The sequence below is a fragment of the Pseudomonas psychrophila genome (assembly GCF_001043005.1).
GTDB lineage: Bacteria > Pseudomonadota > Gammaproteobacteria > Pseudomonadales > Pseudomonadaceae > Aquipseudomonas > Aquipseudomonas psychrophila.
On sequence record NZ_JYKZ01000004.1, the window covers coordinates 199,648 to 224,355 of the forward strand.

Sequence of the window (24,708 nt, forward strand, 5' to 3'; positions counted from 1 at the left end):
TCCCGTCTTATAGAGGAGCGCGACCCATGACCGTGATCAAGCAAGACGACCTGATTCAGAGCGTTGCTGACGCCCTGCAATTCATTTCCTACTACCACCCCGTGGACTTCATCCAGGCGATGCACGAGGCCTACCTGCGCGAAGAATCGCCAGCGGCCCGTGACTCGATGGCGCAAATCCTGATCAACTCGCGCATGTGTGCCACTGGCCACCGCCCGATTTGCCAGGACACCGGCATCGTCACCGTTTTCGTGCGCGTGGGCATGGATGTGCGCTGGACCGGCGCCACCATGGGCCTGGACGACATGATCAACGAAGGCGTGCGTCGCGCTTACAACCTGCCGGAAAACGTCCTGCGCGCTTCGATCCTGGCCGACCCGGCAGGCGCTCGTCGCAACACCAAGGACAACACCCCTGCGGTCATTCACTACTCCATCGTTCCGGGTAACACCGTGGAAGTGGATGTAGCGGCCAAGGGCGGCGGTTCCGAGAACAAGTCGAAAATGGCCATGCTCAACCCGTCCGACTCGATCGTTGACTGGGTGCTCAAGACGGTTCCAACCATGGGTGCGGGCTGGTGCCCTCCGGGCATGCTCGGCATCGGCATTGGCGGCACTGCTGAAAAAGCGGCAGTGATGGCCAAGGAAGTGTTGATGGAGTCCATCGACATTCACGACCTGATCAAGCGCGGCCCGTCCAACCGTATCGAAGAGATGCGCATCGAGCTGTTCGAGAAGGTCAACCAACTGGGCATCGGCGCCCAGGGCCTGGGCGGCCTGACCACCGTTCTTGACGTTAAAATCATGGACTACCCGACCCACGCAGCGTCCCTGCCGGTGTGCATGATCCCGAACTGCGCTGCCACCCGTCACGCCCACTTCGTACTGGACGGCTCAGGCCCTGCATCTCTCGAAGCGCCACCGCTGGACGCCTACCCGGAAATCGTTTGGGAAGCAGGCCCGTCGGCTCGCCGTGTCAACCTCGACACCCTGACCCCGGAAGATGTGCAGAGCTGGAAGCCGGGTGAAACCGTCCTGCTGAACGGCAAAATGCTGACCGGTCGTGACGCGGCGCACAAGCGCATGGTCGAAATGCTGAACAAGGGTGAAACCTTGCCGGTAGACCTCAAGGGTCGCTTCATCTACTACGTGGGCCCGGTTGATCCGGTGCGCGACGAAGTGGTTGGCCCTGCCGGCCCGACCACCGCCACGCGGATGGACAAGTTCACACGTCAGATCCTCGATCAAACCGGCCTGCTGGGCATGATCGGTAAATCCGAGCGCGGCCCGACCGCCATCGAAGCCATCAAGGAACACAAAGCCGTGTACCTGATGGCCGTCGGCGGTGCTGCGTACCTGGTAGCCCAGGCGATCAAGAAATCGCGCGTGGTGGCATTTGCCGAACTGGGTATGGAAGCGATCTACGAGTTCGACGTCAAAGACATGCCCGTCACCGTGGCAGTCGACAGCAACGGCGAGTCGGTCCACATCACCGGCCCGGCGATCTGGCAGAAAAAAATCAGCGACAGCCTGGCCGTTGAAGTGCAATAAGCGCTTTTAAAGCCAGACATAAAAACGGCCGGGTTAATAACCCGGCCGTTTTTTTATGCCCTCAAACCAGCCAGCTTAAAACGCGTTACGAAAGATTTCCTCAATCTGCCCCTGATCTGCCTTGCGCGGATTGGTCAAACCACACGCATCTTTCAAGGCATTCGTGGCCAGGATCGGGATGTCATCCAGCTTGGCCCCCAGATCACGCAGCCCCGCCGGAATCTCGACGTCCCTGGCCAGCGTACGAATCGCCGCGATTGCTGCCTGAGCCCCCTCCTCCGGGCTCAAGCCGCGGACATCGGCACCGAGTGCGTGAGCCACGTCAGTCAAACGAGCCGCACACACGCTGGCGTTGAAGGTTTGCACATGAGGCAGCAATACCGCGTTACACACACCATGGGGCAAGTCATAGAAACCGCCCAACTGGTGGGCCATCGCATGCACAAAACCCAAGGATGCGTTGTTAAAGGCCATACCCGCCATGAACTGCGCATAAGCCATATTTTCGCGCGCCGTCAGGTCCTTGCCGTCATTCACCGCCTGGCGCAGGTTCTGACTGATCAGCTCCATCGCCTTGATCGCGCACGCATCGGTAATCGGGTTGGCGGCGGTCGACACATAAGCCTCAATGGCATGGGTCAGTGCGTCCATACCGGTGGCTGCAGTCAGCCCTTTGGGCATTGCCACCATCAGTTCAGGGTCGTTGACCGACAGCAGCGGTGTGACGTTGCGGTCAACAATGGCCATTTTTACGTGACGTTCTTCGTCGGTGATGATGCAAAAACGCGTCATCTCACTGGCCGTACCGGCCGTGGTATTGATCGACACCAGTGGCATTTGCGGCTTGGCGGAGCGATCGACACCTTCGTAATCACGGATATGCCCGCCATTGGTGGCGCACAGCGCAATACCCTTGGCGCAGTCATGGGGCGAGCCGCCGCCCAACGACACGATAAAGTCGCAGTGATGCTCCTTGAGCACCCGCAAACCCGCCTCTACGTTAGCAATACTGGGGTTAGGTTTGGCACCGTCAAAAATAACCGAATCAATGTCTTGCAGCGCGAGCTTTTCAGCGATCAACGTCGCAACCCCCGCCTTGGCCAGCCCCGCATCGGTCACAATCAATGCCTTTCGAAAACCATAATTGCGGATCGCAGTCATGGCCTCGTCCAGACAACCGTTACCCATAATGTTGACGGCGGGAATAAAGAAAGTGCTGGTCATGTCGAGTCCTCTTGGCGGGTCATTGGCTAAGTCGGTTTTCTACAGCTTCCCCCAATCACAATGCAGCAATGTTGATCTGGCTCAACACTTGAGCATGATAAAGTCCGCTACCGCCCACGCCTTGAGACGATATTTGCGATGACCCCCTTCCAGGAATTTGATGCCGAACTAGAAGACTGGAACACGTTACGCACCAGCACACCGTGCAGCGGGCTACTGATCGGTAATGGCGCGAGCATGGCCGTGTGGCATGACTTCTATTACGACTCGTTGTTTGAAAAAGCCAAGAGCGTCGCCGAAAAGCCGCTGAGCCAGACCGAACTCAGCGTGTTCGAAGCCCTTGGCACCCGCAATTTCGAACACGTACTGAGCGCCCTTAAAACCGCGAGCAAGGTCAACAAAGCCCTGGCAATCAACTCGGCCTCGCCGCGCAAACGCTATTACGCCATTAAGGAAGCGCTGATCAATTGCACTCAGGACATCCATATTCCCTGGCGCCTGATGCAGCCCGAGACCCTGGCGTGCTGGCACGAAGAACTGGCGCGCTACAGCACCGTGTATTGCTCCAATTACGATCTGCTGGCGCCATGGGCTGTCATGCAGGCGCCAAAACAGTTCAACGATTTGTTCAACACTCCAGGCGCAACCTTTGACTTGAGCGCCAGCGCGGCCAAGGGTAAAACCACCCGCATGCTCTATCTGCACGGCGCCTTGCACCTGGTCAGGAACCAGGAAGGCAAAGCTCGCAGAGTCACAGCCAACGAGCCCACCTTGTTAAGCAACTTCGCCATTAACCATTCGATCAGCGCACTGGACGATGTACCGTTGTTTGTCAGCGAAACCAGCAGTGACGACAAACGAAAATCCATCCGCCAGTCCGACTACCTGTCTTTTTGCCATGAACAATTAATGGCTCATAAAGACGCGCTGTGCATCTTCGGCCACAGCTTGGGCGAGCAGGATCAGCACCTGATCGATGCCTTGCGCCAGGCACCGCTCAAAACCCTGTGCATCGCCATCTACCCGCGTAGTGAAGCGTTTATCCGCTTTCAGAAAAACCATTACACGGCGCTGTTTGCTGACAAGAAGCTTGCGTTGCGCTTCTTCAATTCAAAAACTCACCCGCTGGGCCTCAGCCGACACTCAGTGCCAGTAGAGGCTTGACCCAAACCGCACGCCTCAGAGTTTTTCTTTGATCACCGTCGTCGGGCCGTTGTGTTTGACACTGGCAATGCCTTTGTCTCGCGCGGCTTCGGCGGAGTACAACTCGCTGGTGCCAATGATCTGATGATTGGCGGCCTTAAGGTTGAAGTACGGCTTGCCATCCTTGGCTACTTTTTTCTCGTAGCGCTCATCCAGCGGACTGTTGGCCTGGACCGAGGCGATACCGCCCTTGGCCGCCGGCAGCGTGGTGTACTGCTCACTGACCAATATCGTTTCGGCATTCGCCGCTTTTAATACAAAGCGAAACTGACCGCCGCTGGTCTTGCTCAATTCATACCAACCCGACATAGCCTTTCTCCTGAAAATTAGGGTACCTGCATTAATTCAGTAAAGACCCCGTGGGCTATTTATCCATTTATCAGCAGCAATGAGCGAAAGGCGAATATTCAACGAGACAAATAGCAATGGTTATCGATACCATTCGCAAACTATTTGCATCGCTGTGTTCTCAAGGATATTCATGTCTGGCCTTAAACCCGACCCACCTGCGGCCGATCACTTTCGCGAGTTCTACACGCAAATTTTGCACTTTCTGCGCAAGCGTACCGACAACACCAGCGATGCAGCGGACATGACCCAGGATGTTTTCACCCAATGGCTCGGCTATCAGGACCGGGCCAAAGTCGAACAACCTCGGGCGTTTTTATTCCAGATGGCGCGCAATTTGTTGCGCGATCACTGGCGTCGCCAGCAGGTACGACTTGCCGTGCACGGCGATCACGCCGCGAGTGACCCCGAACCATTAAGTGATGAAAGGGATGACCCGATGGCTGCAGCCCAGCGCCAGCAGCGCCTTGAGCAACTCAAACATGTCCTCGCAGAACTCTCGCCCAGACGCCGCGAAGCTCTTATGCTGCACCGTTTTGAAGGCTTGAGTCAGGCACAGATTGCCGAACGCATGGGGATCTCCGTCAGCATGGTTGAAAAACACATTGCCCTGGCTTTGCTGCACTGCAAGCAACATCTACAACGGGACAGCGGCAAGGAGCAGCCAGAATGAGCCCTTTTCATGAAGCCGGGCACAGCAGCATCGATGAACAGGCGGCCAACTGGTTTTCGCGCAACCGTAACGGGCGCGACCCGTCCAGCCGTGAGCAATTCAATATCTGGTTCGCAAACCCGGCCCATGCTCGGGCTTATAGCGAGTTCGAGTCTTTGTGGGCTGACCTGGGCGAGCTTGAGCAGATCAACCGCCCCGTCGCGCTCCCCGTGCGCCGACGGCGCTTCAACCCTGTACTGGCCACCGCTGCCGCCGTGCTGTGCGCCGTATTTGCGTTGAACCTGGGTGCTCCCGTGGCACTGCACCAGCAACACGTCAGCACGTTGGCCCAAAGCGGGCGCACGCTGTTACTGCCCGACGGCAGCACCTTGAGTGTCAATGCCAACACAAGGGTTCGCCTGGAATTCAGCGCACAGCAGCGCGATATTTATCTGGATCAGGGCCAACTCTACATAGACGTAACGGCCAATAAAGAACAGCCATTGGTGGTGCATGCAGGCGATGCACGCATCCGCGTAGTCGGCACCGGGTTTGATGTGAGGCGCAGCCCACGCCAATTGGTGGTCAGTGTCGCTCACGGCCAGGTCGCGTTTACCCCCGACGCCCACTCTTCAATCCTGCTGGGCGCGCAACAACGTGCCACTTACGACTACGTCAGGCGCTCGTTACAGGAGCAAACCCTGGGATCTGGTGAAGTGGCGGACTGGCGCAGCGGGCACCTGTCATTTCGCAATCGCGAACTGGCCAGCCTGGTGGATGAACTTGACCTGTACCGCCCCGGCGTCATCCAGCTTGCCGATGGCCCCCTCGCTCGCTACAAGGTCTCGGGTAATCTGAACATCAGCGATCCACTGGCACTGGTCAAGGCCCTTCCCGCGTTGATCCCGGTAAAAAACGTGCTGCTGGACAACGGAACAATCCGCATCGAACCCCGCTAAAAAAACATATGCGAATATTTTACATTCGCATATGTGGATTTTTCATTCTGTCGCGTCTTCCTCCGGTCTGCGTTGCTAACGCATGTCTTTTTGGCCTTTGTTGCCACACCGGGGGATTTCATGTTTCGCACACCACATCACTTCTCGCACGTTTACGCGCGCCCGACACTGATGGCGGCTTGCCTGTCGATTAGCCTGCAAGCTCACGCCGAGTCGTTCCAGTTGCAGCTACCGGCCCAATCGCTAGCCAGCTCGCTGAGTGAGGTGGCACAGCAGGCAAAAATCCAGCTGCTGTTCGACGAAGCCCTGTTGCGCAACATAAAAGTCCCCGCACTCAAGGGCGACTACACCCCCCAACAGGCTATCCAGTTACTGCTCAAGGGCACCGATTTCAGCCTGATCCAGGTCGATCGCACCTACGTTGTGCGACCTCGGGAAGACGGCACCACCACCAGCAACAGCCTTGAACTCGGTGCAGTCAGCGTCGTGGGCAATGGCGGCGAGGTGGACTCCAGCAACGTCGGTAAATCGACGATGACGCAAACCCAGATCAATCAATATCAAGCCAACAACATCCCCAGCCTGCTGGCCACACTGCCCGGTATCAATCTCGGCGGATCGCTAAAGCCCGGTGGTCAGACCATCAATATTTGGGGGATGGGCGAAGCCGAAGACGTTCAGATGACAGTTGATGGCGCGACTAAAAGTGGCTTTGAGCGCTACAAGCAGGGCACGATTTTTATCGAGCCCGAGCTGATCAAGCGCCTTGAAGTTGAAAAAGGCCCCCATGACATACACACCGGCAATGGTGGTTTTGCCGGCGTCGTACACATGGAAACCAAAGATGCCCCGGACTTGCTCGAAGACGGCAAAGACGTTGGCGCCATGCTCAAGTACGGCTACAGCAGCAATGACCATCAACAGGTTTACAGCGGTGCCGCCTACGGTCGTACCGAAGATGGCCGCGCCGATGTACTGGTGTATTACACCAAGCGCGACGGCGACGACATGAAGCTGGCCGACACGATGCCCGATCCGAAAAACCTGTACCCGGTCAACCCCAAGCGCCTGCCCAACACCGCCCAGGACCTGGACGCTCAACTGTTAAAACTCAACCTGCACCTCGACGATGAACACAGCGTAGGGATGTCTTACTCGCGGGCGAACAATTACCTGTGGGTGCCCTTCTCGGCAGTCAGTTATCCGGAGCCGCCCAGCAAGGCCAACATTGCCAAATATGGTTATGACATTGCCTCCCAACGATACCTGTCCAACCGCTCAACCATCGACACCACCTGGTCGGCCAAATACAAATACGAGCCTCTGGACAACCCCCTGGTAGACCTTGAGGTCAAGTACTCGCACTCCAACACCGAACAGACCGACAAGCGTAGCGAACACGCCTTCACCCAGCCCACCAGTGGCGGGCGCAAGATGGAAACCGGCTACACCGATGACATGCTCCAGATCGAAAACATCAGCCTGTTTGCCACCGGCCCGCTGGACCATGCGGTGACCACCGGCGTGCAATTTCGCAAACATCAGCGTGATGTGGACATGTGGATGCCAGGCGGTAATTACGAAACAGAGAAGTACAACTACGGCCACTATCAGCCCAACTTCATGCCACGGGGCAAGGTCAATACCAACAGCGTCTACATTCAGGACGCCATCACTTGGGGCGACTTCACCTTGACCCCGTCCATGCGTTACGACCATGTGCGCAATCGCGGCCAGGAAAACGACGCGCCCTTTTACAACCATCCGGAACTGGGTCACGACTACAGCGACAAAACCTACACTGGCTGGTCGCCTCGCCTGTCGGCCTTCTGGACAATTACCCCGAAAACCGCCTTATTCCTTAACTACAGCAAGACCTGGCGCGCCCCGGTGATCGACGAGCAATACGAAGTCCAGGGCACTGGTAGCCGCACCTCCAGCAGCCGGAGCCTGGATCCGGAGCGCATCACCGGCTGGCGCGGGGGCAACATCACCACGTTCGATCAGATTTTCGGCGACAGTGACCACGCTCTGGTGCGCACCACCCTGTTTCACAACACCGTCGACGATGAGATTTTCAAAGCCACAGGTGTTGGCTGCGCCGCACAAACCGTCGATGTCAGCATGAGCACAGCGTGCGGCCCCAACATGCCCAACTACCGCAATATTGGCAGCGTGACCATCAAGGGCTTTGAGGTTGAAAGCTTCTACGAGTCCACCTACGTGTTCGGCTCACTGTCGTACGCATGGATGACGGGTAAACACGAAGGCGCCTACACCAACCCGTGGGGCCCCAACGTCTGGGCCCGAGATGTGCCTGCACCAAAATGGATTGCCGTACTGGGCACCAAAATACCGAGCCTGGATGCTCGCGTTGGCTGGAAGGGAGAATGGGTGCGTAAAACCGACCGCAGACCGAGCGACGACTACTACAGCAGTCCGATCAGCGCCCTGGGTGACCGTTACTGGGATCACTACAACAACGACGGCTACAACGTGCAGGGCCTGTTTGCCAACTGGAAGCCACAACAGCCATACCTCAAGGGCACCGAGGTCAATTTCACCGTGGACAACCTCTTCAACAATAGCTTTCGACCGATGCTCAGCGGCGATAACGCCTACAGCCAGGGCCGCAATGCCAAGGTCAGCGTAACGCGGTTCTTCTGAGTTGGCTGATCCGGCAAACCCTCTGTGGGAGCGGGCTTGCTCGCGATTCGGCCTGCTCGGTGTATCTGGCCAACCGCGCCGACGCCATCGCGGGCAAGCCCGGCTCCCACAGGTGTATGCCGCTCACACCCACAAGCGCTATTGCGGGAGAGAGCGGCTACTGTGACGAGCTACCACACTCAACTCCGGCGCCTGAACCCGGCGCTGGCTCAGGTAGCGGGTGCAGCTCACACGCAGGAACGAGGCAAAGTTGACCACTTCGCCGCGATAATCCATGACCTCTTCATACAGCTTGGCCACCAATTGGTTGGTGGTCATGCCGTCTGCTTCGGCGATGTCGCTGAGAATGTCCCAGAACTGGTTTTCCAGGCGCAAAGTGGTGACCACGCCGCAAATACGCAATGAGCGCGAACGTGACTCGTAAAGAATCGGATCGGCTTTTACATACAGTTCACACATGGTCACGCCTCCTTCCTACAAAGTGATCTTGGTGCCCAGCAAGCCCAGAAACGCCGCAAGCCAGGCAGGATGTGCCGGCCAGGCAGGAGCGGTAGCCAGGTTGCCCTGTACATGGGCCTTGGTCACGTCGATGTCGATATACGTACCGCCCGCCAGACGCACTTCCGGTGCACACGCCGGATATGCGCTGCATTCACGTCCTTCAAGCGTGCCCGCCGCCGCCAGCAGTTGCGCGCCGTGGCACACCGCCGCAATCGGCTTGCCCGCCTTGTCGAAATCACGCACCAGTTCAAGAACCTTTTCGTTCAAGCGCAGGTACTCCGGCGCACGACCACCCGGCACGAGCAGAGCGTCGTAATCGCTGGCTTTAACCTTGTCGAAATCGAAATTCAGGGCAAACAGGTGGCCGGGCTTTTCGCTGTAGGTCTGGTCGCCCTCGAAGTCGTGAATGGCGGTACGCACGGTTTGGCCAGAGGTCTTACCCGGGCACACGGCGTGCACTTGATGACCGACCATCAACAGCGCCTGAAACGGCACCATCACCTCGTAGTCTTCGACGTAATCGCCGACCAGCATCAGAATTTTTTTCGCTGCCATGGTACGCGCTCCTGTGGGGTAAGACCTTGGGCCAGTAAGAGTAGCCAAAGTAACCCCTCAGCGCCCAAGCGGGTAATAGCCAAGTACTACGTACCCGCCAGACGCAACTCACAGGCTTATTTCAGCAAGCCATCGGCCTGCAGCAGCGTTTCAAGGCAGTGTTCCTGGATGTTGTAGAACGCCTTGAGCGCCTGGATTTTCACCAACAGCTGAGCCGGATCAAGCGGCTCGGCGCGCTTGACCGCGAGGATCATCTTGTTTTTGTTGGTGTGTTCCAGGGAGATGAACTCAAACACCTTGGTTTCATAACCGCAGGCTTCCAGGAACAGTGCGCGCAAGCTGTCAGTGACCATTTCGGCCTGCTGGCCCAAATGCAGGCCGTATTGCAGCATCGGCTTGAGCAATGCCGGGCTCTGGATTTGCAGGCGGATCTGCTTATGGCAGCACGGCGAACACATGATGATCGCAGCCCCGGAACGAATCCCCATATGGATGGCGTAGTCGGTGGCAATGTCGCAGGCATGCAGCGCGATCATCACGTCGATCGGGGTCGGCGCGAAGCTGCGCACATCACCGTGCTGGAACGTCAGGCCCGGATGTTCGAGGCGCTGAGCGGCGTTGTTGCACAGCGTGACCATGTCTTCGCGCAACTCAACACCGGTCACCAGGCCTTCGGCTTGCAGGCTGTGGCGCAGGTAATCGTGGATCGCAAAGGTCAGGTAGCCCTTGCCCGAACCGAAATCCACCACTTTGATCGGCTGGTCGAGCTTGAGCGGCGAGTTGCTCAGGGCGTGAGAAAACACCTCGATAAACTTGTTGATCTGCTTCCACTTGCGCGACATTGCCGGGATCAGCTCTTGCTGCTTGTTGGTGACCCCCAGATCCGCGAGAAATGGACGCGTCAGTTCCAAAAAGCGATTTTTCTCACGGTTGTGCTCGGCCGACGGCACTTCCCGCTCTTGCTGGCTTTTGCCTTTGAACAGCGAGCTTTTGCCTTTTTTGCTGTATTCCAGCTGCACTTCGTCGGTCAGGGTCAACAAATGTGCGTTCTTGAACGCGTCCGGCAGCAGCTCGGCAATGTTGGCCACGCCCTCTTGCAGCGGGAAGTTCTTGGTGATGTCACGGGTTTTGTAGCGATACACAAACGAGAGGCAGGCCTGATCCTTGACCGTGACCTGCTTGATGATGATCCGCTGCAGCTCGGCTTCAGCACCCACGTACTTGGCCAGGACCAGCTTGATAAAGGAGTTCTGGGCCAGGCCGGTCTCCAGCAGGCTCAAAAATTGCGCACGATGATCCGGCACAGACGCGGCGGTGGTAGCAGTCACTGACATTGAAAAAGGTGCCTCGGGGGTGCAGGAGGAGAAATCAAAAAAAGAATGGCGGCCATTTTAGGCGGGTTGGTCGCCGGGGGCACGGAGTTATTTCAGACAGCGGCAATTACAACATCACCAACCGATTCGGTAATTGGTTACGCGGCTGAGTTTTAGGTATGTGCTGCGCAAGCACTTCGGCACAGGCATCGATGCAGGTAATAAAGCCTTCAGCCGTATGCCCCAGCGCCACGCGGCGAACGAAGTCGTTGACGATAGTGCCCCAATCGCTGTCGTCCAGATGACGGGATATCCCTTCATCCACCAGGATTTCGACATAACGCTCGGCCTCACTGACAAAAATCAGTACGCCGGTGCGCCCTTCGGTGTGGTGCAGTTTTTGTTCAAGAAACTGGCGCCGGGCCAGGTTGCTGGCGCGCCAATGCCGCACACGGGGCGGGATCAGGCGGGTGGTGATCGCAGGGATGCGAAAAATCAAACTGAGGAATACAAAACTGGCCCACTGCAGCATCAGCAGCGTGTACGTCGCCAGCCCGCTGTTTAAAAAATGCACCACGGCAGGCACCACCAGGGCGATGAGGCTGGCCCACAGCAAGGGGATATAACTGTAGTCGTCGGACCGCGGTGCCAGCACGGTAACTATTTCGGCGTCGGTGCGCTGTTCGGCGCGGGTGACGGCCTCTGCGACCTGCTGTTGTTGCTCTGTAGTTAATAAAGCCATAAGTATCGATACTCGTTGAAAAGTGAATTACCAGCCGCCTGAGGCCCCGCCGCCGCCAAAGCTGCCACCACCGCCGCGAAAACCTCCGCCACCGCCTCCTCCGAACCCGCCACCCCCAAAGCCGCCCGAGCGCGAACCACCACCGCCGCCCGAGTGGCAGATGCCCAGGAACTGGCAGGCAGCGACAATCAGCACAAACAGTATAAATAGCAGTACAACCACGCCCAGGTGCTCAGCCATGAAGTCACTGCCGTCGCCCTGCCCGGTGGCGTAGGCCGGTTCGGCCATGGGCGCGCCGCCCAGTACCTGCAAGATGGCGCCAACACCGTCGCTGATCCCCTGGTTGTAGTTCCCTGCCTTGAAGGCCGGAGTGATGACCTGATTGATGATCACCGAGGACTGGGCGTCAGTGAGCCGATCTTCCAGGCCATAGCCGACCTCAATGCGCAACTTGCGGTCGTCCCGGGCAACGATCAGAAGTGCCCCGTTGTTCTTGTCCTTTTGGCCGATACCCCAGGCCCGGCCCAATTGGTAACCGAAGTCTTCAATCGGGGTGCCTTGCAGGTCGGGCACGGTGACCACAACCACTTGCTCGCCAGTGGCTTTTTCGTGGGCTTGCAGGGTTTGTGTCAATTGCTCGCGCGTAGCGGGATCAAGCATTTGCCCGTCATCCACCACCCGCCCGCTCAGTGCGGGAAAGGTCAGCGCCTGGGCCGTGGCTATAAATAGCCAGAGCAGCAGACCCAACACCGGTTTTAATACGCGCATCGGCACCTCGTTAGTTGAAGAAAATACCCCAGCTGCGTGGGAGCGAGCCTGCTCGCGATGCAGTCCACGCGGAGTGTCTGATCGAACGTGGTGATGCCATCGCGAGCAGGCTCACTCCCACAATGTTCAGAACTTCACTTCTGGCGCTTTGTCAGCGTCCGGGGTGGTGGCTTCAAAGGTCGGGCGGACCGGCAGGTCGCTGTACATCACCGCATGCCACAAACGCCCCGGGAAGGTGCGAATTTCAGTGTTGTAGCGCTCCACAGCGAGGATAAAGTCGCGGCGGGCCACGCTGATGCGGTTTTCCGTGCCTTCAAGTTGTGACTGCAGCGAGAGGAAGTTCTGGTTCGACTTGAGGTCCGGGTAACGCTCGGACACCACCATCAATCGACTCAAGGCTCCCGTCAGCTGGTTCTGCGCTTCCTGGAACTGCTTGAGTTTTTCAGGATTGTTCAGGGTGCTGGCGTCGACCTGGATCGAGGTCGCCTTGGCCCGCGCTTCAATCACTGCGGTCAGGGTTGCCTGCTCCTGTTTGGCCGCCCCCTTGACCGTTTCGACCAGATTGGGTATCAGATCAGAGCGACGCTGATACTGGTTTTGTACTTGCGACCAGGCCGCCTTGACCTGCTCGTCGAGGGTCGGAATGGTGTTGATCCCGCACCCCGCCAGCAGACTGCTCATGGCCAGCAGTGCGATCACTTTCCAGCCCACGACTCTAACGCTTTGTATTCCCATGCTTGTGACGCTCCGAAATAACGACATTAGGATTATTGACCACACACCACGCCTAAAAACTCCCGGCAATACTGGATTGCGCGCGATGAATCAGCTAAAAGACTGCCTACCAGTCAGGAATACTCTGTTCTAAAGGTAGGTCAATTCTTTAATCCGAGTACTCCTGATACCTCCCCAGAACAATATCGCTGCACAAGCGTGGGCTTCCCTCGCTTCACGTGAGCGGCTGCGCAGAAGAATCCAATGAGAAAAATGTGTTTGCTGGGCATCGTCATCAGCCTGGCCAGTCACACCGCGTGGGCTCAAACCCCGGCGGCCCCGCTCCCTCCCAAAGACGAGTTCGTCGCCCAACTGCTGAAACAAATGACCGTCGATGAAAAAATCGGCCAACTGCGCCTGATCAGCATCGGCCCGGAAATGACCCGCGAGATGATCCGCAAGGAAATCGCCGCAGGCCACATCGGTGGCACATTCAACTCCATCAGCCGCGACGAAAACCGCCCTATGCAAGACGCCGCCATGCGCAGCCGTCTTAAGATCCCGATGTTTTTTGCGTACGACGTGATCCATGGCCATCGCACCATTTTCCCGATCAGCCTGGCTCTGGCCTCCAGCTGGGACATGGATGCCATCGGCCTCAGCGGTCGCGTGGCCGCCAAGGAAGCCAGCGCCGACAGTATCGACCTGACGTTCGCGCCCATGGTGGACATCGCTCGTGACCCGCGCTGGGGCCGTACCTCAGAGGGTTTTGGTGAAGATACCTATCTGGTCTCGCGCATCGCCAAGGTAATGGTCCACGCCTATCAGGGCGCGTCACCGGCCCTGCCCGGCAACATCATGGCCAGCGTCAAACACTTCGCCCTGTATGGCGCAGTGGAAGGGGGGCGTGACTACAACACTGTGGATATGAGCCCTACACGCATGTTCCAGGACTATCTGCCGCCCTATCACGCGGCGATTGAAGCTGGCGCAGGCAGCGTCATGGTGGCCCTGAACTCGATCAATGGCATACCGGCCACCTCGAACATGTGGCTGATGCAGGACTTGCTGCGCAAGGACTGGGGCTTTAAAGGCGTCGCCGTCAGTGACCACGGCGCGATCATCGAGCTGATCAAGCACGGCGTGGCCAAGGACAGCCGGGAGGCCGCCAAACTGGCGATCAAGGCCGGCATCGACATGAGCATGAACGACAAGGCCTACGGCGAAGAGCTGCCTGGCCTGCTCAAGTCCGGCGAAGTGCCGCAAAGCGATCTGGATAACGCGGTGCGTGAAGTGCTGGGCGCCAAATATGACATGGGCCTGTTTGCCGACCCGTACCTGCGTATTGGCAAGGCTGAAGATGATCCGGTCGACACCAAGGCCGACAGCCGCCTGCATCGCAGCGAGGCCCGTGAAGTGGCGCGCAAGAGCCTGGTGCTGCTGAAAAACCAGTCTGAAACCCTGCCGCTGAATAAGCAGGCGCGCATCGCTCTGGTCGGCCCGCTGGCCAAGGCTCCCATCGATATTTTGGGCAGTTGGGCGGCAGCCGGTCTGCCGGCACAAGCTGTAACCGTCTACGACGGCATGCGCAATGCACTCGGCAAGCAAGGCAACTTGATCTACGCCCGTGGCGCCAACATCACTGACGACCAGAAAATCGTCGATTACCTCAACTTCCTCAACTTCGATGCGCCCGAAGTGGTCAATGACCCGCGTCCGGCACAGGTGATGATTGACGAGGCGGTCAAGGCGGCGCAGCAGTCGGATGTGGTGGTCGCCGTGGTGGGCGAATCGCGGGGCATGTCCCACGAATCATCAAGCCGCACCAACCTCGACATTCCTGCCAGCCAGCGCGCCCTGATTACAGCGCTCAAGGCTACGGGCAAGCCGTTGGTGCTGGTGTTGATGAACGGCCGGCCGCTGTCGATCGACGTGCAACAGCAACAGGCAGACGCAGTGCTGGAAACATGGTTCAGCGGCACTGAAGGTGGCAATGCGATTGCTGACGTACTGTTCGGCGATTACAACCCGTCTGGCAAATTGCCGATCACCTTCCCACGCTCTGTTGGCCAGATCCCGACTTACTACAGCCATCTGAGCATTGGCCGGCCGTTCACGCCGGGCAAACCGGGCAACTACACCTCGCAGTATTTCGATGAGTCCAACAGCCCGTTGTACCCGTTTGGTTATGGCCTGAGCTACACCGACTTCAGCGTGTCGGATGTCAGCCTGTCGAGCAAAACCTTGAAGCCGGGTGCCACCCTGACGGCCAGTGTGACCGTCAAAAACACCGGCAAGCGTGCTGGCGAAACAGTGGTTCAGCTGTACATCCAGGACGTCACAGCGTCCATGAGCCGTCCGGTCAAGGAGCTGAAAAACTTCCAGAAGATCATGCTCCAGCCCGACGAGGAAAAGATCGTGCAGTTCAACATCGACGAGGACGCCCTGAAGTTCTACAACACACAATTGAAGTACGCCGCAGAACCGGGTGAATTCAACGTGCAGATCGGCCTCGACTCGCAAAACGTCCAGCAAAACAGCTTCCAATTGCTGTAATTTCGCTCAATGACCGGGAAGGTCTGCCCTGACCTTCCCGGTGCTTCTTCGCAGCAATATCCCCTTGACCTTTCCTATCTTTGCACCCGCCTGAAAATGCGTTCGGACAGCGCTGTTTTTTATGGTAGGGTTCGCGCCCTCAAAATTCAGCACGCACAGTTTAATCCGGTAAAAATTGGTGACAAACGGTCTGATGCAGAGCCTGTGGGGCCTACGCCGTTTTTTATACTTTCATACACAAATCGAGCATGGATTCAAGCCAAGATCCTACGTTGCAGAGACTCGGCAAAACGCATATCTTGTATCTATCCAGCCAAAAAACCCCATATGTAGGGTTTTAAGCAAAAAGACCAAGCACAACTCAGACGAGAATTTCAAGCCCTTTTCTCGCGCCTGCCTGGTGAACCAAACACGATTTTAAAGACCAAACCGCTCATGCGGATGGCAACCGCTTTCCAACGTAAATGTCGGAAAGCGGCCCGGGTGTTGCAGTAAAAATACTGTCATCCAACAGGAATACGGTTTCACGCGGTCTGCGTGAATCAAGACTTCGGCACGGAAGCGGCTTAACCCCCCTTCTGTACGTCCCGAAGTTGTTATGCCCGGCTCATCACCGGTTGTAGTGCTTCAGGACGTAACGGTGGGCACCCAAAAGGCGCCCAAACAAACATAGAGAATGTGGAGACACCCCCCATGCAAACCGATACAACTCGCGAGAACTCGCAGGGTTCTGATTCAAATCTGGATCTATCTGCGACCGCGCCAGGCCAACTGCGCGTGATCAAACGTAACGGGGCTGTGGTTCCTTACACCGATGACAAGATCACCGTTGCCATCACCAAGGCGTTTCTCGCAGTTGAGGGCGGCAACGCTGCCGCCTCGTCCCGCATTCACGACACTGTTGCGCGCCTGACCGAACAGGTCACTGCAACCTTCAAGCGTCGCATGCCATCGGGTGGCACCATCCACATCGAAGAAATCCAGGACCAGGTTGAACTGGCCCTGATGCGCGCCGGCGAGCAAAAAGTGGCTCGCGACTATGTGATCTACCGTGACGCACGCTCCAAGGAACGCGCCATCCGCGCTCCTGCCCAAGACGCGGTGCAAGCTCACCCGTCAATTCGCATCACCCTCGCTGACGGCACGTTCGCGCCGCTGGACATGGGCCGCCTGAACACCATCGTCACCGAAGCCTGCGAAGGCCTGGAAGAAGTTGACGGCGACCTGATCCAGCGCGAAACCCTGAAAAACCTCTACGACGGCGTAGCGCTGAGCGACGTCAACACCGCCCTGGTGATGACCGCCCGCACCCTGGTAGAGCGTGAGCCCAACTACTCGTTCGTGACCGCTCGCCTGTTGATGGACACCCTGCGTGCCGAAGGCCTGAGCTTCCTGAAAGTCGCTGACAGCGCCACCCACCACGAGATGGCTGACCTGTACGCCAAGGCCCTGCCGGCCTATATCGCCAAGGGTATCGAGTTCGATTTGCTGAACCCGGTTCTGGCCACCTTCGACCTGGAAAAACTGGGCAAGGCGATCAACCACGAGCGCGATCAGCAGTTCACCTACCTGGGCCTGCAAACCCTGTACGACCGCTACTTCATCCACCACGATGGCGTGCGTTTCGAACTGCCGCAGATCTTCTTCATGCGCGTGGCCATGGGCCTGGCGATCGAAGAGAAGCAAAAAGAAGACCGCGCCATCGAGTTCTACAACTTGCTGTCGTCCTTCGACTACATGTCGTCGACCCCTACCCTGTTCAACGCCGGTACTCAGCGTCCGCAGCTGTCCAGCTGCTACCTGACCACCGTGCCGGATGACCTGTCGGGCATTTACCACGCGATCCACGACAACGCCATGTTGTCCAAATTCGCCGGTGGCCTGGGCAACGACTGGACGCCAGTACGTGCACTGGGTTCGTGGATCAAGGGCACCAACGGCAAATCCCAGGGCGTGGTTCCGTTCCTCAAGGTCGTGAACGACACCGCTGTGGCCGTTAACCAGGGTGGCAAGCGCAAAGGCGCTGTGTGCGCTTACCTGGAAACCTGGCACATGGACATCGAAGAGTTCATCGAGCTGCGCAAGAACACCGGTGATGACCGTCGTCGTACCCACGACATGAACACCGCCAACTGGATCCCTGACCTGTTCATGAAGCGCGTCTTCGATGACGGCCCGTGGACCCTGTTCTCGCCATCCGAAGTACCGGACCTGCACGACCTGACCGGCAAGGCCTTCGAAGAGCGTTACGAGTACTACGAAGCACTGTCCCAGTACCCGGGCAAGATCAAGCTGTTCAAGACCATTCAGGCAAAAGACCTGTGGCGCAAAATGCTGTCCATGCTGTTTGAAACCGGCCACCCATGGCTGACGTTCAAAGACCCGTGCAACCTGCGCAGCCCGCAGCAGCACGTGGGCGTGGTCCACAGCTCGAACCTGTGCACCGAGATCACCTTGAACACCAACAAGGACGAAATCGCTGTTTGCAACCTGGGCTCGATCAACCTGCCGAACCACATCGTCAACGGCAAACTGGACACCGACAAGCTCAAGCGCACCATCGACGTAGCCGTTCGCATGCTCGATAACGTGATCGACATCAACTACTACTCGGTGCCGCAAGCACGCAACTCGAACTTCAAGCACCGCCCAGTGGGTCTGGGGATCATGGGCTTCCAGGACGCTCTGTACCTGCAGCACATTCCGTACGCCTCCCAGGCTGCCGTTGAGTTTGCCGACAAGTCGATGGAAGCGGTCAGCTACTACGCGATCCAGGCTTCTTGCGACCTGGCAGACGAGCGCGGCGCTTACGAGACGTTCCCGGGTTCCCTGTGGTCCAAAGGCATCCTGCCGCTGGATTCGCAACAGATCCTGATCGAGCAGCGCGGCCAGAAGTACATCGACGTTGACCTGAACGAATCCCTGGACTGGGCACCGGTTCGTGCCCGCGTACAAAAAGGCATTCGTAACTCCAACATCATGGCCATCGCACCGACCGCGACCATCGCCAACATCACTGGCGTATCGCAGTCGATCGAACCGACCTACCAGAACCTCTACGTGAAATCGAACCTCTCGGGCGAATTCACCGTGATCAACCCGTACCTGGTTCGCGACCTCAAGGCGCGCGATCTGTGGGACTCGGTCATGATCAACGACCTGAAGTACTACGACGGTTCCGTGCAGCAGATCGAACGTATCCCGCAAGAGCTCAAAGAGCTGTATGCCACCGCGTTTGAAGTCGACACCAAGTGGATCGTTGACGCCGCCAGCCGCCGTCAGAAGTGGATCGACCAGGCTCAGTCGCTGAACCTGTACATCGCTGGCGCTTCGGGCAAGAAGCTGGACGTGACCTACCGCATGGCCTGGTACCGTGGTCTGAAAACCACTTACTACCTCCGTGCCCTGGCCGCGACCAGCACCGAGAAATCCACCGTCAACACGGGCAAGCTCAACGCCGTGTCGAACGGCAACAACAGCGAAGACGTCGTCGCAGCCCCTGCCGGTCCAGCACCGGTACCAAAGGCTTGCGCGATTGACGAGCCGGATTGCGAAGCTTGCCAATAACCTGTATGCACTCTAAAGCGTATACTTTATAAAAGACAACAACCTCTAACCCCTTTAAAAACAAGGGGTTGGAGGATTTACTTATCGTATACCCCTCCCTATACTCGCCGCCCTAACTAGCTTATAGGCCGGAAGCGTATACTTTGGTCAACTATTCCATAAGATCTTTTACAGCATCAGACGACCTGCCTATGGTTGTGCTCGTAGATCATGAAGGACGTCCTCCCTTCCTCCCCAATATCTATGCAACCCTCCGATACCGAGACGTGGGCTTTGCCGCAACGACCACTGAAAAGGTGCTCCGTTCATTGGGCATGGCATATCTGTGGGCGATCTCCCGAAAAATCGATCTTGACCAGGCTTTACGATCAGAAACTTTTCTCTCGATTGAGCAATGTGAAGATCTGGCGTTCTTCCTTCGCATGGATCGAGGCGCCCAAGATCAACTGGTGGCAGAGTCTCTGGAAATTCGAACTCGAAAGATCGTGCGACTGGAACAGGTACGCAGTGGCGGTGCCCCGAACGTGCCCAGAACATTGATTTCAGCAGTGGAAGGTGGATACCGGATCCGGACAGTAGCGAACTTTCTGGAATTCAATCATGAGCGTATCAACCCAAAGGCATCCGAGAAGCCACGGAAAGACCTCTCCAAATCACGAGAGAGGGCCATTGCCGCGTTGCGAGCTCAAGAACCAAGGGCAACACCGTCCGATGAAGGAGATGCTCCTGAGGGTCTATCTGAAGAGGTAATGGACGCATTGGATGCTGCATTCGAGCCAGGATCCGAGACCAATCCTTTTCAATCGGACTTTCATCAGTATCGTAATCATCTGATGTACCGGATTTTCACGGAGACGGCGATCCGGCGAAGCGAGCTTCGTTACATTCGAGTGGAGGACATAAACCACGCAACCCGCCGAGTCGGCATTCGGGTGTCGAAAACCATAGCAAGAACCCTGCCTTTATCCGAACAGACTGCAGACGACTTCCACCAATTCGTCATGAAGCACTGGAGCAACATCCCAGTCACGGGCAGAAAGCATGGTTATTTGTTCACAACGAAAACGGGCGACCACTTATCCCTAGAGGCAATAAACCTCGTTTTCAGGGAGCTACGTCGCAAGAGTTATTTGCCGGCCAGCATAGCTCCGCACTCAATGCGACGGACATGGAATGACCGCTTAAGCCGAGCAATTGACGCTTTGCCTCCAGAAGAACGAATGAAGCCCGAGAAAGAAAAGCAAATGCGAAACAGACTTAACGGCTGGTCGAAAAATTCATCGATGGAAGAGCGCTATGCCCGTCGGCACATTCGTGAAAAGGCAGACAAGATTGCGGAAGAACTGGCCAATAGCTTGCGAGATAAAAAATGATCAGCACCAAAGATCATACTTTATTGAGCCAGGCCTGCTCATTAACCTACCGAACGGCCAGAAGAGTTGTATTGCTTGATGGTCGGATTGTGGAAGCCGAACTCGGTGTAAATCTACCTCTGATTGACAGGGATGGTATTTCTACGCCAATTAGATTTGGTTTATTTGACAAAAAAAACCCCTTTCATCAAAGCGTTTTTTCTTGCCTAGCGACTACTCTTTCTACGCATAGTCTTCGTTATAACTCCACCGTATGCCATGCCACAGAGAAGTGGCTGCGCCTACCTACTATGGTGGGCAAAGATCTAATAGGTATTCCGGAAATCAACGCTCTCTCCGAAATCCAGGCAAGCTACAGGCCTTTTATCATCCCGCTTCTTCGTCGGATTAAGGACTCAAACACTTCCGTACTTAGTGATGAAGCTTGTGACTTTTTGGAGAACAGTCATAGCTGGGAAGAAAAATCCCAGGGCGCGTATTACGGCCTCATCACCAATGACCCTGAGAAAGGAGCCCTTACGGAAGAAGAGTTGCACAATGCCAATTCGGTGTTGAACAACGCGTTCGCTCTAGGCCTCATCAGCCAAGATACATACACACTCTGTTGGTTCTTCATTGGTACAGGCGTTCGCCCAGTTCAAGCCCGGCGAATGAGGAAGCGTGACGTAGTAGTGCATGACCGCCAAGGTTTCGACGTTACCTTGAGGATCCCACTGGCAAAGGGTGAGAAGACAGTAGCAGATGAGTATTGGCTTCGGCGTGCCCCAACAGTTCTCGCAGAAACTTTGATAAGTTACCTCGACACGCCTGCAATGCGCGATGCCAAAGATCACGATCACTTGTTTTTAGGCCAGTCATCGAGAGAACTCAGCAGAAAGGTAGTTGAGACATTTTCAGCCCTCGATACATATTCAGACAGGCTGGGCGCGAAAATCCCAATCACCCCATATCGCTTCAGATACACACTCGCCACCAGGGCTCTGGCCCAAGGGGCTTCGGATTACGAAGTGGCGCGACTGCTTACCCACCGGAGCACCTCCTGCATCCAATATTATCGGGCATCCATGCCAGAGCTCCAGAAGCCCATCCGTGAGGCGCTGGGCAAAGAAATGGGCTACTTCGCTCGGGCATTTCAAGGCAAGCCTATTTCTGGGCTGCACGAAGCCACTAGGGCTGGGGATCCTGACGCCGTTATCACGGACTTCATGAGGCTCATGGGGATGCCTGTTGGCGCTTGCGGAACCCGTGCTGAATGCCACCAGAACGCTCCGGTCGCCTGCCTAGCTGGGTGCGCCCATTTCGAGCCATTGCTGAGCGCGCCCTGGGAGACGTTGATGGCTTTTCTGGTAGCAGATCAAGAGATCGAAACGGAGCTAAGAATCCGTCAGATCAATCACAGTGCAATGTCTGCTATTCAACAGATCATCACGATCCGCGACACATCAGAAGAAGCATTTTAAATGAGCGAAATCGTACACTTCATTGGCAGAGACGCGCTAAGTGCTCAGGAGAATTTGGAGCTATTCATCTTCCATGCCAAGACAAACTTTCCTTTCGTTAACGTCGATTGGGAGAGTAACAGCTGGGACATCTCAACCTTTGTTATCGGCAGGGCTCAGGGTAAAAAGAAAAAAATCGCGCGTTTCAAATCAATGCGCGACGAATCCAAAGGCAAATCAACAGTCCAAATCCCATTTGAAATAGACTTTCTTACCTTTGCAAAAGCTACGTTCAGCGAAGTAATGCGCCGTTTGCGACTGTCAGAGTTCTCTCGACACCTATATGCACTTCAAGCCATAGAGCAGGCATTAATTGACTCCAAATCCAGACCATGCATTACACAGCTGACTCCTTTTGTGCTCGACAAAGCAGCTGATTTGTTGAAAGCCAGATACGCGGACTCTTGGTCAGTAGCAAGGGTTCTCGAAAGAATTGTGACAGAAGTAGTCAATCCTGCACGCCTAACGCCAATTGTGTTGGAGTGGCGAAGCCCAATTCGATACAAGGCCCCAGTCAGAAATGACAGGGTTGCGACCAAGGAATCCGAAAAAGCAGTGGAAAGGCTTCCGTCACTTGAATCGATTTTTGCACTCGCTGAAATTCATCACACCAGCACCAATGTGTCAGATAGGTTGACAACCGCTTTTGTGTCTCTTGCCATGTATGCGCCAAGCCGGTCATCTGAAATTTTGAGCCTTCCGGTAGACTGTATCCGCACCGCAGATACCAAAGAAGGCCCAATCATGGGCATCGCATGGGCTCCTGCCAAAGGCGCGGAGGCGATGACAAAATTTTCCGCCTCTGATGAATTTGAGACAGTGGTGAAAGAGACGGTCAAATACCTCACTAACCTTGGTGCACCCGCCAGAAAAGCTGCGGCTTGGTATGCAAACAACCCCGACAAAATCTATCTTCCTCCTGGGGCAGAGCATCTGCGTGACCAGCCGATTACGTTGTATGAAGCCGCTACCATTTTGGGTAAGACGGCACCAATTAGCGGATGCCACGCTACCCGTTATGGCTTGGTAAAACGTGAGGATCGCACCACCAATAAGGAGCGTATGGGGCCTAAGTCGCAGAAGGCCCATTGGGTAGCACTTTACGAGTTTGAATCGCTGAAAAGCTTCATTCTGGCGAAGCTCCCAGATGCTTTTCCAATCTTGGACGGACACACAGGGCTCAAGTGGCACGAAGCGCTATTCGTACTCCCCGAAAATATCCTTAGGCCCAACGCTGAGCCCTTGCTGCATGTACCCGCACCACTATCGACATATCAATTCAATAATCAGCTAGGCGCAAATCCTGCCGGGGTTACTATTTTCAGCCGAAATGCCAAAGTGAATCCTGATGGCAGTCCTATCGCGATCAATACGCATGATTTCCGCCACCTGCTGAATACGCTAGCTCAAAGCAAAAACCTTAGTGAGTCGCTGATTGCTTTTTGGTCTGGACGCAAAAGTGTCAAGCAGAACGAATGGTATGACCATCTGCCTCAAGAGGCCTTTATCGAGGCCTATCTCAAGCTTGGGGCCAAGCAACGGCCACTGCACGTACACGGGCACCTGGAAGCCAAGGTGAACTCAATGGCGATTGCTCACGGGCTCACACGAGAGCAGGCCCTACAATTGGAGCTGGGGGCGACTCATCGCACCCGTTACGGCATTTGCCGCCATGATCACGCACTCACACCATGCCCTAAGGACAAGGACTGCGTGAGCTGCGGAGAGCACACGTTTGTGAAGGGCGACAAGCGCCATCACGACGAAGCCGAGTTCCAATTCAAGCTCCATGAAAAAGCTGTCGCGGATGCTGAAGCGGCTGACGAACGTGGTGAGCCAGGCGCATCAAGGTGGCTGAAGCTTCACCAGCCTAAACTCGAACGGTGGCGGCTTGTTCTCACCAAGCTGAACGATCCAACAATTGCTGATGGAACGCTTATCACATTGCCCCCCCCTGAAAACCCGCAGTCAAAGGCTGGGCTAGCTCAAGCCGTGAGAATCGTTAACCTAGACGCAAAAGTGCCGAAGAAACCTAAGGCGAAAGTCGATGACGATTTGGACGCCGACGAGAAGTTGCTACTAGACATGGGGTTTTTCTAAATGGGCGCGCCAAAGCTAAACGATACCGGAATCGAAAAGGCAGTCCGCCTGCTGGATGGCTGGGCCGGAAAACTGACTTGGGATCGCTACCTCGCCATGCTAGAGGTCGAGATTGGGCACAAGTACACCAAGGCGGCAATGCTCCGGCGCCCACGCATCAAATCGGCCTGGGATCACGCTAAGGAGCATGCAAAGGATGACAACGGAGTAAGCGTTTCTCGAAGAGCAGTTGAGACAGATAAGGCTTTGGAGCGCGTCAAGCTCCTAGAGGCACGGGTCGAACGCTTAACTCGTGAAAACAACGCTCTCTTGGAGCAATTTGTGCGGTGGAGCCACAACGCAGTACGGGGAGGCCTCACCCTGGATGACCTCGACCGGCCTCTGCCATATGCCAAGCCAAAAGAAATCCGGTAGCCT

At 56.3% G+C, this 24,708-nt stretch carries 19 protein-coding genes; 11 read left to right on the plus strand and 8 right to left on the minus strand.

What is annotated here, in order from left to right; genetic code table 11:
- Window positions 1-26 precede the first annotated feature (26 nt).
- Window positions 27-1,550 carry a fumarate hydratase gene (locus TU76_RS12295; RefSeq protein ID WP_019823305.1) on the plus strand — a complete coding sequence of 508 codons (1,524 nt, stop codon included), beginning with the start codon at window positions 27-29 and terminating at the stop codon, window positions 1,548-1,550.
- Between the two features lie 75 nt (window positions 1,551-1,625).
- On the opposite strand, the gene yiaY is transcribed toward TU76_RS12295, so the two are convergent.
- On the minus strand, window positions 1,626-2,774 hold the full coding sequence (gene yiaY / locus TU76_RS12300; protein ID WP_019823307.1) for an L-threonine dehydrogenase: 1,149 nt from the start codon (window positions 2,772-2,774) through the stop codon (window positions 1,626-1,628).
- Between the two features lie 138 nt (window positions 2,775-2,912).
- Here yiaY and TU76_RS12305 point away from each other — a divergent pair, with 138 nt between their 5' ends.
- Window positions 2,913-3,938, plus strand: a complete 1,026-nt coding sequence (locus TU76_RS12305; protein ID WP_019823309.1) for a DUF4917 family protein — start codon at window positions 2,913-2,915, stop codon at window positions 3,936-3,938.
- 15 nt (window positions 3,939-3,953) lie between these two features.
- Here the strand turns inward: TU76_RS12305 and TU76_RS12310 are convergent, their stop codons facing one another.
- The gene (locus TU76_RS12310; RefSeq protein ID WP_019823310.1) at window positions 3,954-4,286 is read right to left on the minus strand and encodes a YegP family protein; all 333 of its coding nucleotides are present in this window, start codon (window positions 4,284-4,286) and stop codon (window positions 3,954-3,956) included.
- Between the two features lie 172 nt (window positions 4,287-4,458).
- On the opposite strand from TU76_RS12310, the gene TU76_RS12315 reads away from it, so the two are divergent.
- From TU76_RS12315 to TU76_RS12325, 3 genes are all read left to right on the plus strand, one after another.
- Window positions 4,459-4,998 carry an RNA polymerase sigma factor gene (locus tag TU76_RS12315; protein ID WP_019823312.1) on the plus strand — a complete coding sequence of 180 codons (540 nt, stop codon included), beginning with the start codon at window positions 4,459-4,461 and terminating at the stop codon, window positions 4,996-4,998.
- Complete coding sequence (locus TU76_RS12320) at window positions 4,995-5,936, plus strand: FecR family protein (RefSeq protein WP_048351737.1); 942 nt, start codon at window positions 4,995-4,997, stop codon at window positions 5,934-5,936. Before TU76_RS12315 ends, TU76_RS12320 begins: the two co-directional genes overlap by 4 nt.
- Window positions 5,937-6,056: 120 nt before the next feature.
- Window positions 6,057-8,603 carry a TonB-dependent receptor gene (locus tag TU76_RS12325; protein WP_048351738.1) on the plus strand — a complete coding sequence of 849 codons (2,547 nt, stop codon included), beginning with the start codon at window positions 6,057-6,059 and terminating at the stop codon, window positions 8,601-8,603.
- A gap of 138 nt (window positions 8,604-8,741) precedes the next feature.
- Here the strand turns inward: TU76_RS12325 and TU76_RS12330 are convergent, their stop codons facing one another.
- The 6 genes from TU76_RS12330 to TU76_RS12355 all read right to left on the minus strand — a co-directional run bounded on the left by TU76_RS12330 (window position 8,742) and on the right by TU76_RS12355 (window position 13,217).
- Window positions 8,742-9,062 carry a ribbon-helix-helix domain-containing protein gene (locus TU76_RS12330; RefSeq protein ID WP_019823318.1) on the minus strand — a complete coding sequence of 107 codons (321 nt, stop codon included), beginning with the start codon at window positions 9,060-9,062 and terminating at the stop codon, window positions 8,742-8,744.
- 15 nt (window positions 9,063-9,077) lie between these two features.
- The gene (locus tag TU76_RS12335; RefSeq protein WP_019823320.1) at window positions 9,078-9,659 is read right to left on the minus strand and encodes a DJ-1/PfpI family protein; all 582 of its coding nucleotides are present in this window, start codon (window positions 9,657-9,659) and stop codon (window positions 9,078-9,080) included.
- A 116-nt stretch (window positions 9,660-9,775) separates the two neighbouring features.
- Window positions 9,776-10,993, minus strand: coding sequence for a class I SAM-dependent methyltransferase (locus TU76_RS12340; protein ID WP_046809013.1), 1,218 nt, complete (start codon window positions 10,991-10,993; stop codon window positions 9,776-9,778).
- Between the two features lie 106 nt (window positions 10,994-11,099).
- Entirely contained in the window at window positions 11,100-11,714 is a 615-nt protein-coding gene (locus TU76_RS12345; RefSeq protein ID WP_046809014.1) for a TPM domain-containing protein, read from the minus strand.
- A gap of 27 nt (window positions 11,715-11,741) precedes the next feature.
- Window positions 11,742-12,482: a TPM domain-containing protein gene (locus tag TU76_RS25770; RefSeq protein WP_048351739.1), complete on the minus strand. Its 741-nt coding sequence runs from the start codon at window positions 12,480-12,482 to the stop codon at window positions 11,742-11,744.
- Between the two features lie 126 nt (window positions 12,483-12,608).
- Window positions 12,609-13,217 (minus strand): LemA family protein, encoded by a 609-nt coding sequence (locus TU76_RS12355; RefSeq protein WP_037031882.1) that lies wholly within the window; start codon window positions 13,215-13,217, stop codon window positions 12,609-12,611.
- 243 nt (window positions 13,218-13,460) lie between these two features.
- Here TU76_RS12355 and bglX point away from each other — a divergent pair, with 243 nt between their 5' ends.
- The 6 genes from bglX to TU76_RS12385 all read left to right on the plus strand — a co-directional run bounded on the left by bglX (window position 13,461) and on the right by TU76_RS12385 (window position 24,705).
- Window positions 13,461-15,752, plus strand: a complete 2,292-nt coding sequence (bglX, locus tag TU76_RS12360; protein WP_048351740.1) for a beta-glucosidase BglX — start codon at window positions 13,461-13,463, stop codon at window positions 15,750-15,752.
- A 693-nt stretch (window positions 15,753-16,445) separates the two neighbouring features.
- Window positions 16,446-19,319 (plus strand): ribonucleoside-diphosphate reductase subunit alpha, encoded by a 2,874-nt coding sequence (locus TU76_RS12365; RefSeq protein ID WP_019823332.1) that lies wholly within the window; start codon window positions 16,446-16,448, stop codon window positions 19,317-19,319.
- A gap of 191 nt (window positions 19,320-19,510) precedes the next feature.
- A complete protein-coding gene (locus TU76_RS12370; protein ID WP_048654688.1) occupies window positions 19,511-20,692 on the plus strand; it encodes a tyrosine-type recombinase/integrase in 1,182 nt (393 codons plus the stop codon).
- Window positions 20,689-22,152 carry a tyrosine-type recombinase/integrase gene (locus tag TU76_RS12375; RefSeq protein ID WP_048351742.1) on the plus strand — a complete coding sequence of 488 codons (1,464 nt, stop codon included), beginning with the start codon at window positions 20,689-20,691 and terminating at the stop codon, window positions 22,150-22,152. The genes TU76_RS12370 and TU76_RS12375 overlap by 4 nt, the downstream gene beginning before the upstream one ends.
- Window positions 22,153-24,291, plus strand: a complete 2,139-nt coding sequence (locus TU76_RS12380) for a hypothetical protein (protein WP_048351743.1) — start codon at window positions 22,153-22,155, stop codon at window positions 24,289-24,291.
- Window positions 24,292-24,705, plus strand: coding sequence for a hypothetical protein (locus TU76_RS12385; protein WP_047295392.1), 414 nt, complete (start codon window positions 24,292-24,294; stop codon window positions 24,703-24,705).
- The last annotated feature ends 3 nt before the right edge of the window (window positions 24,706-24,708 follow it).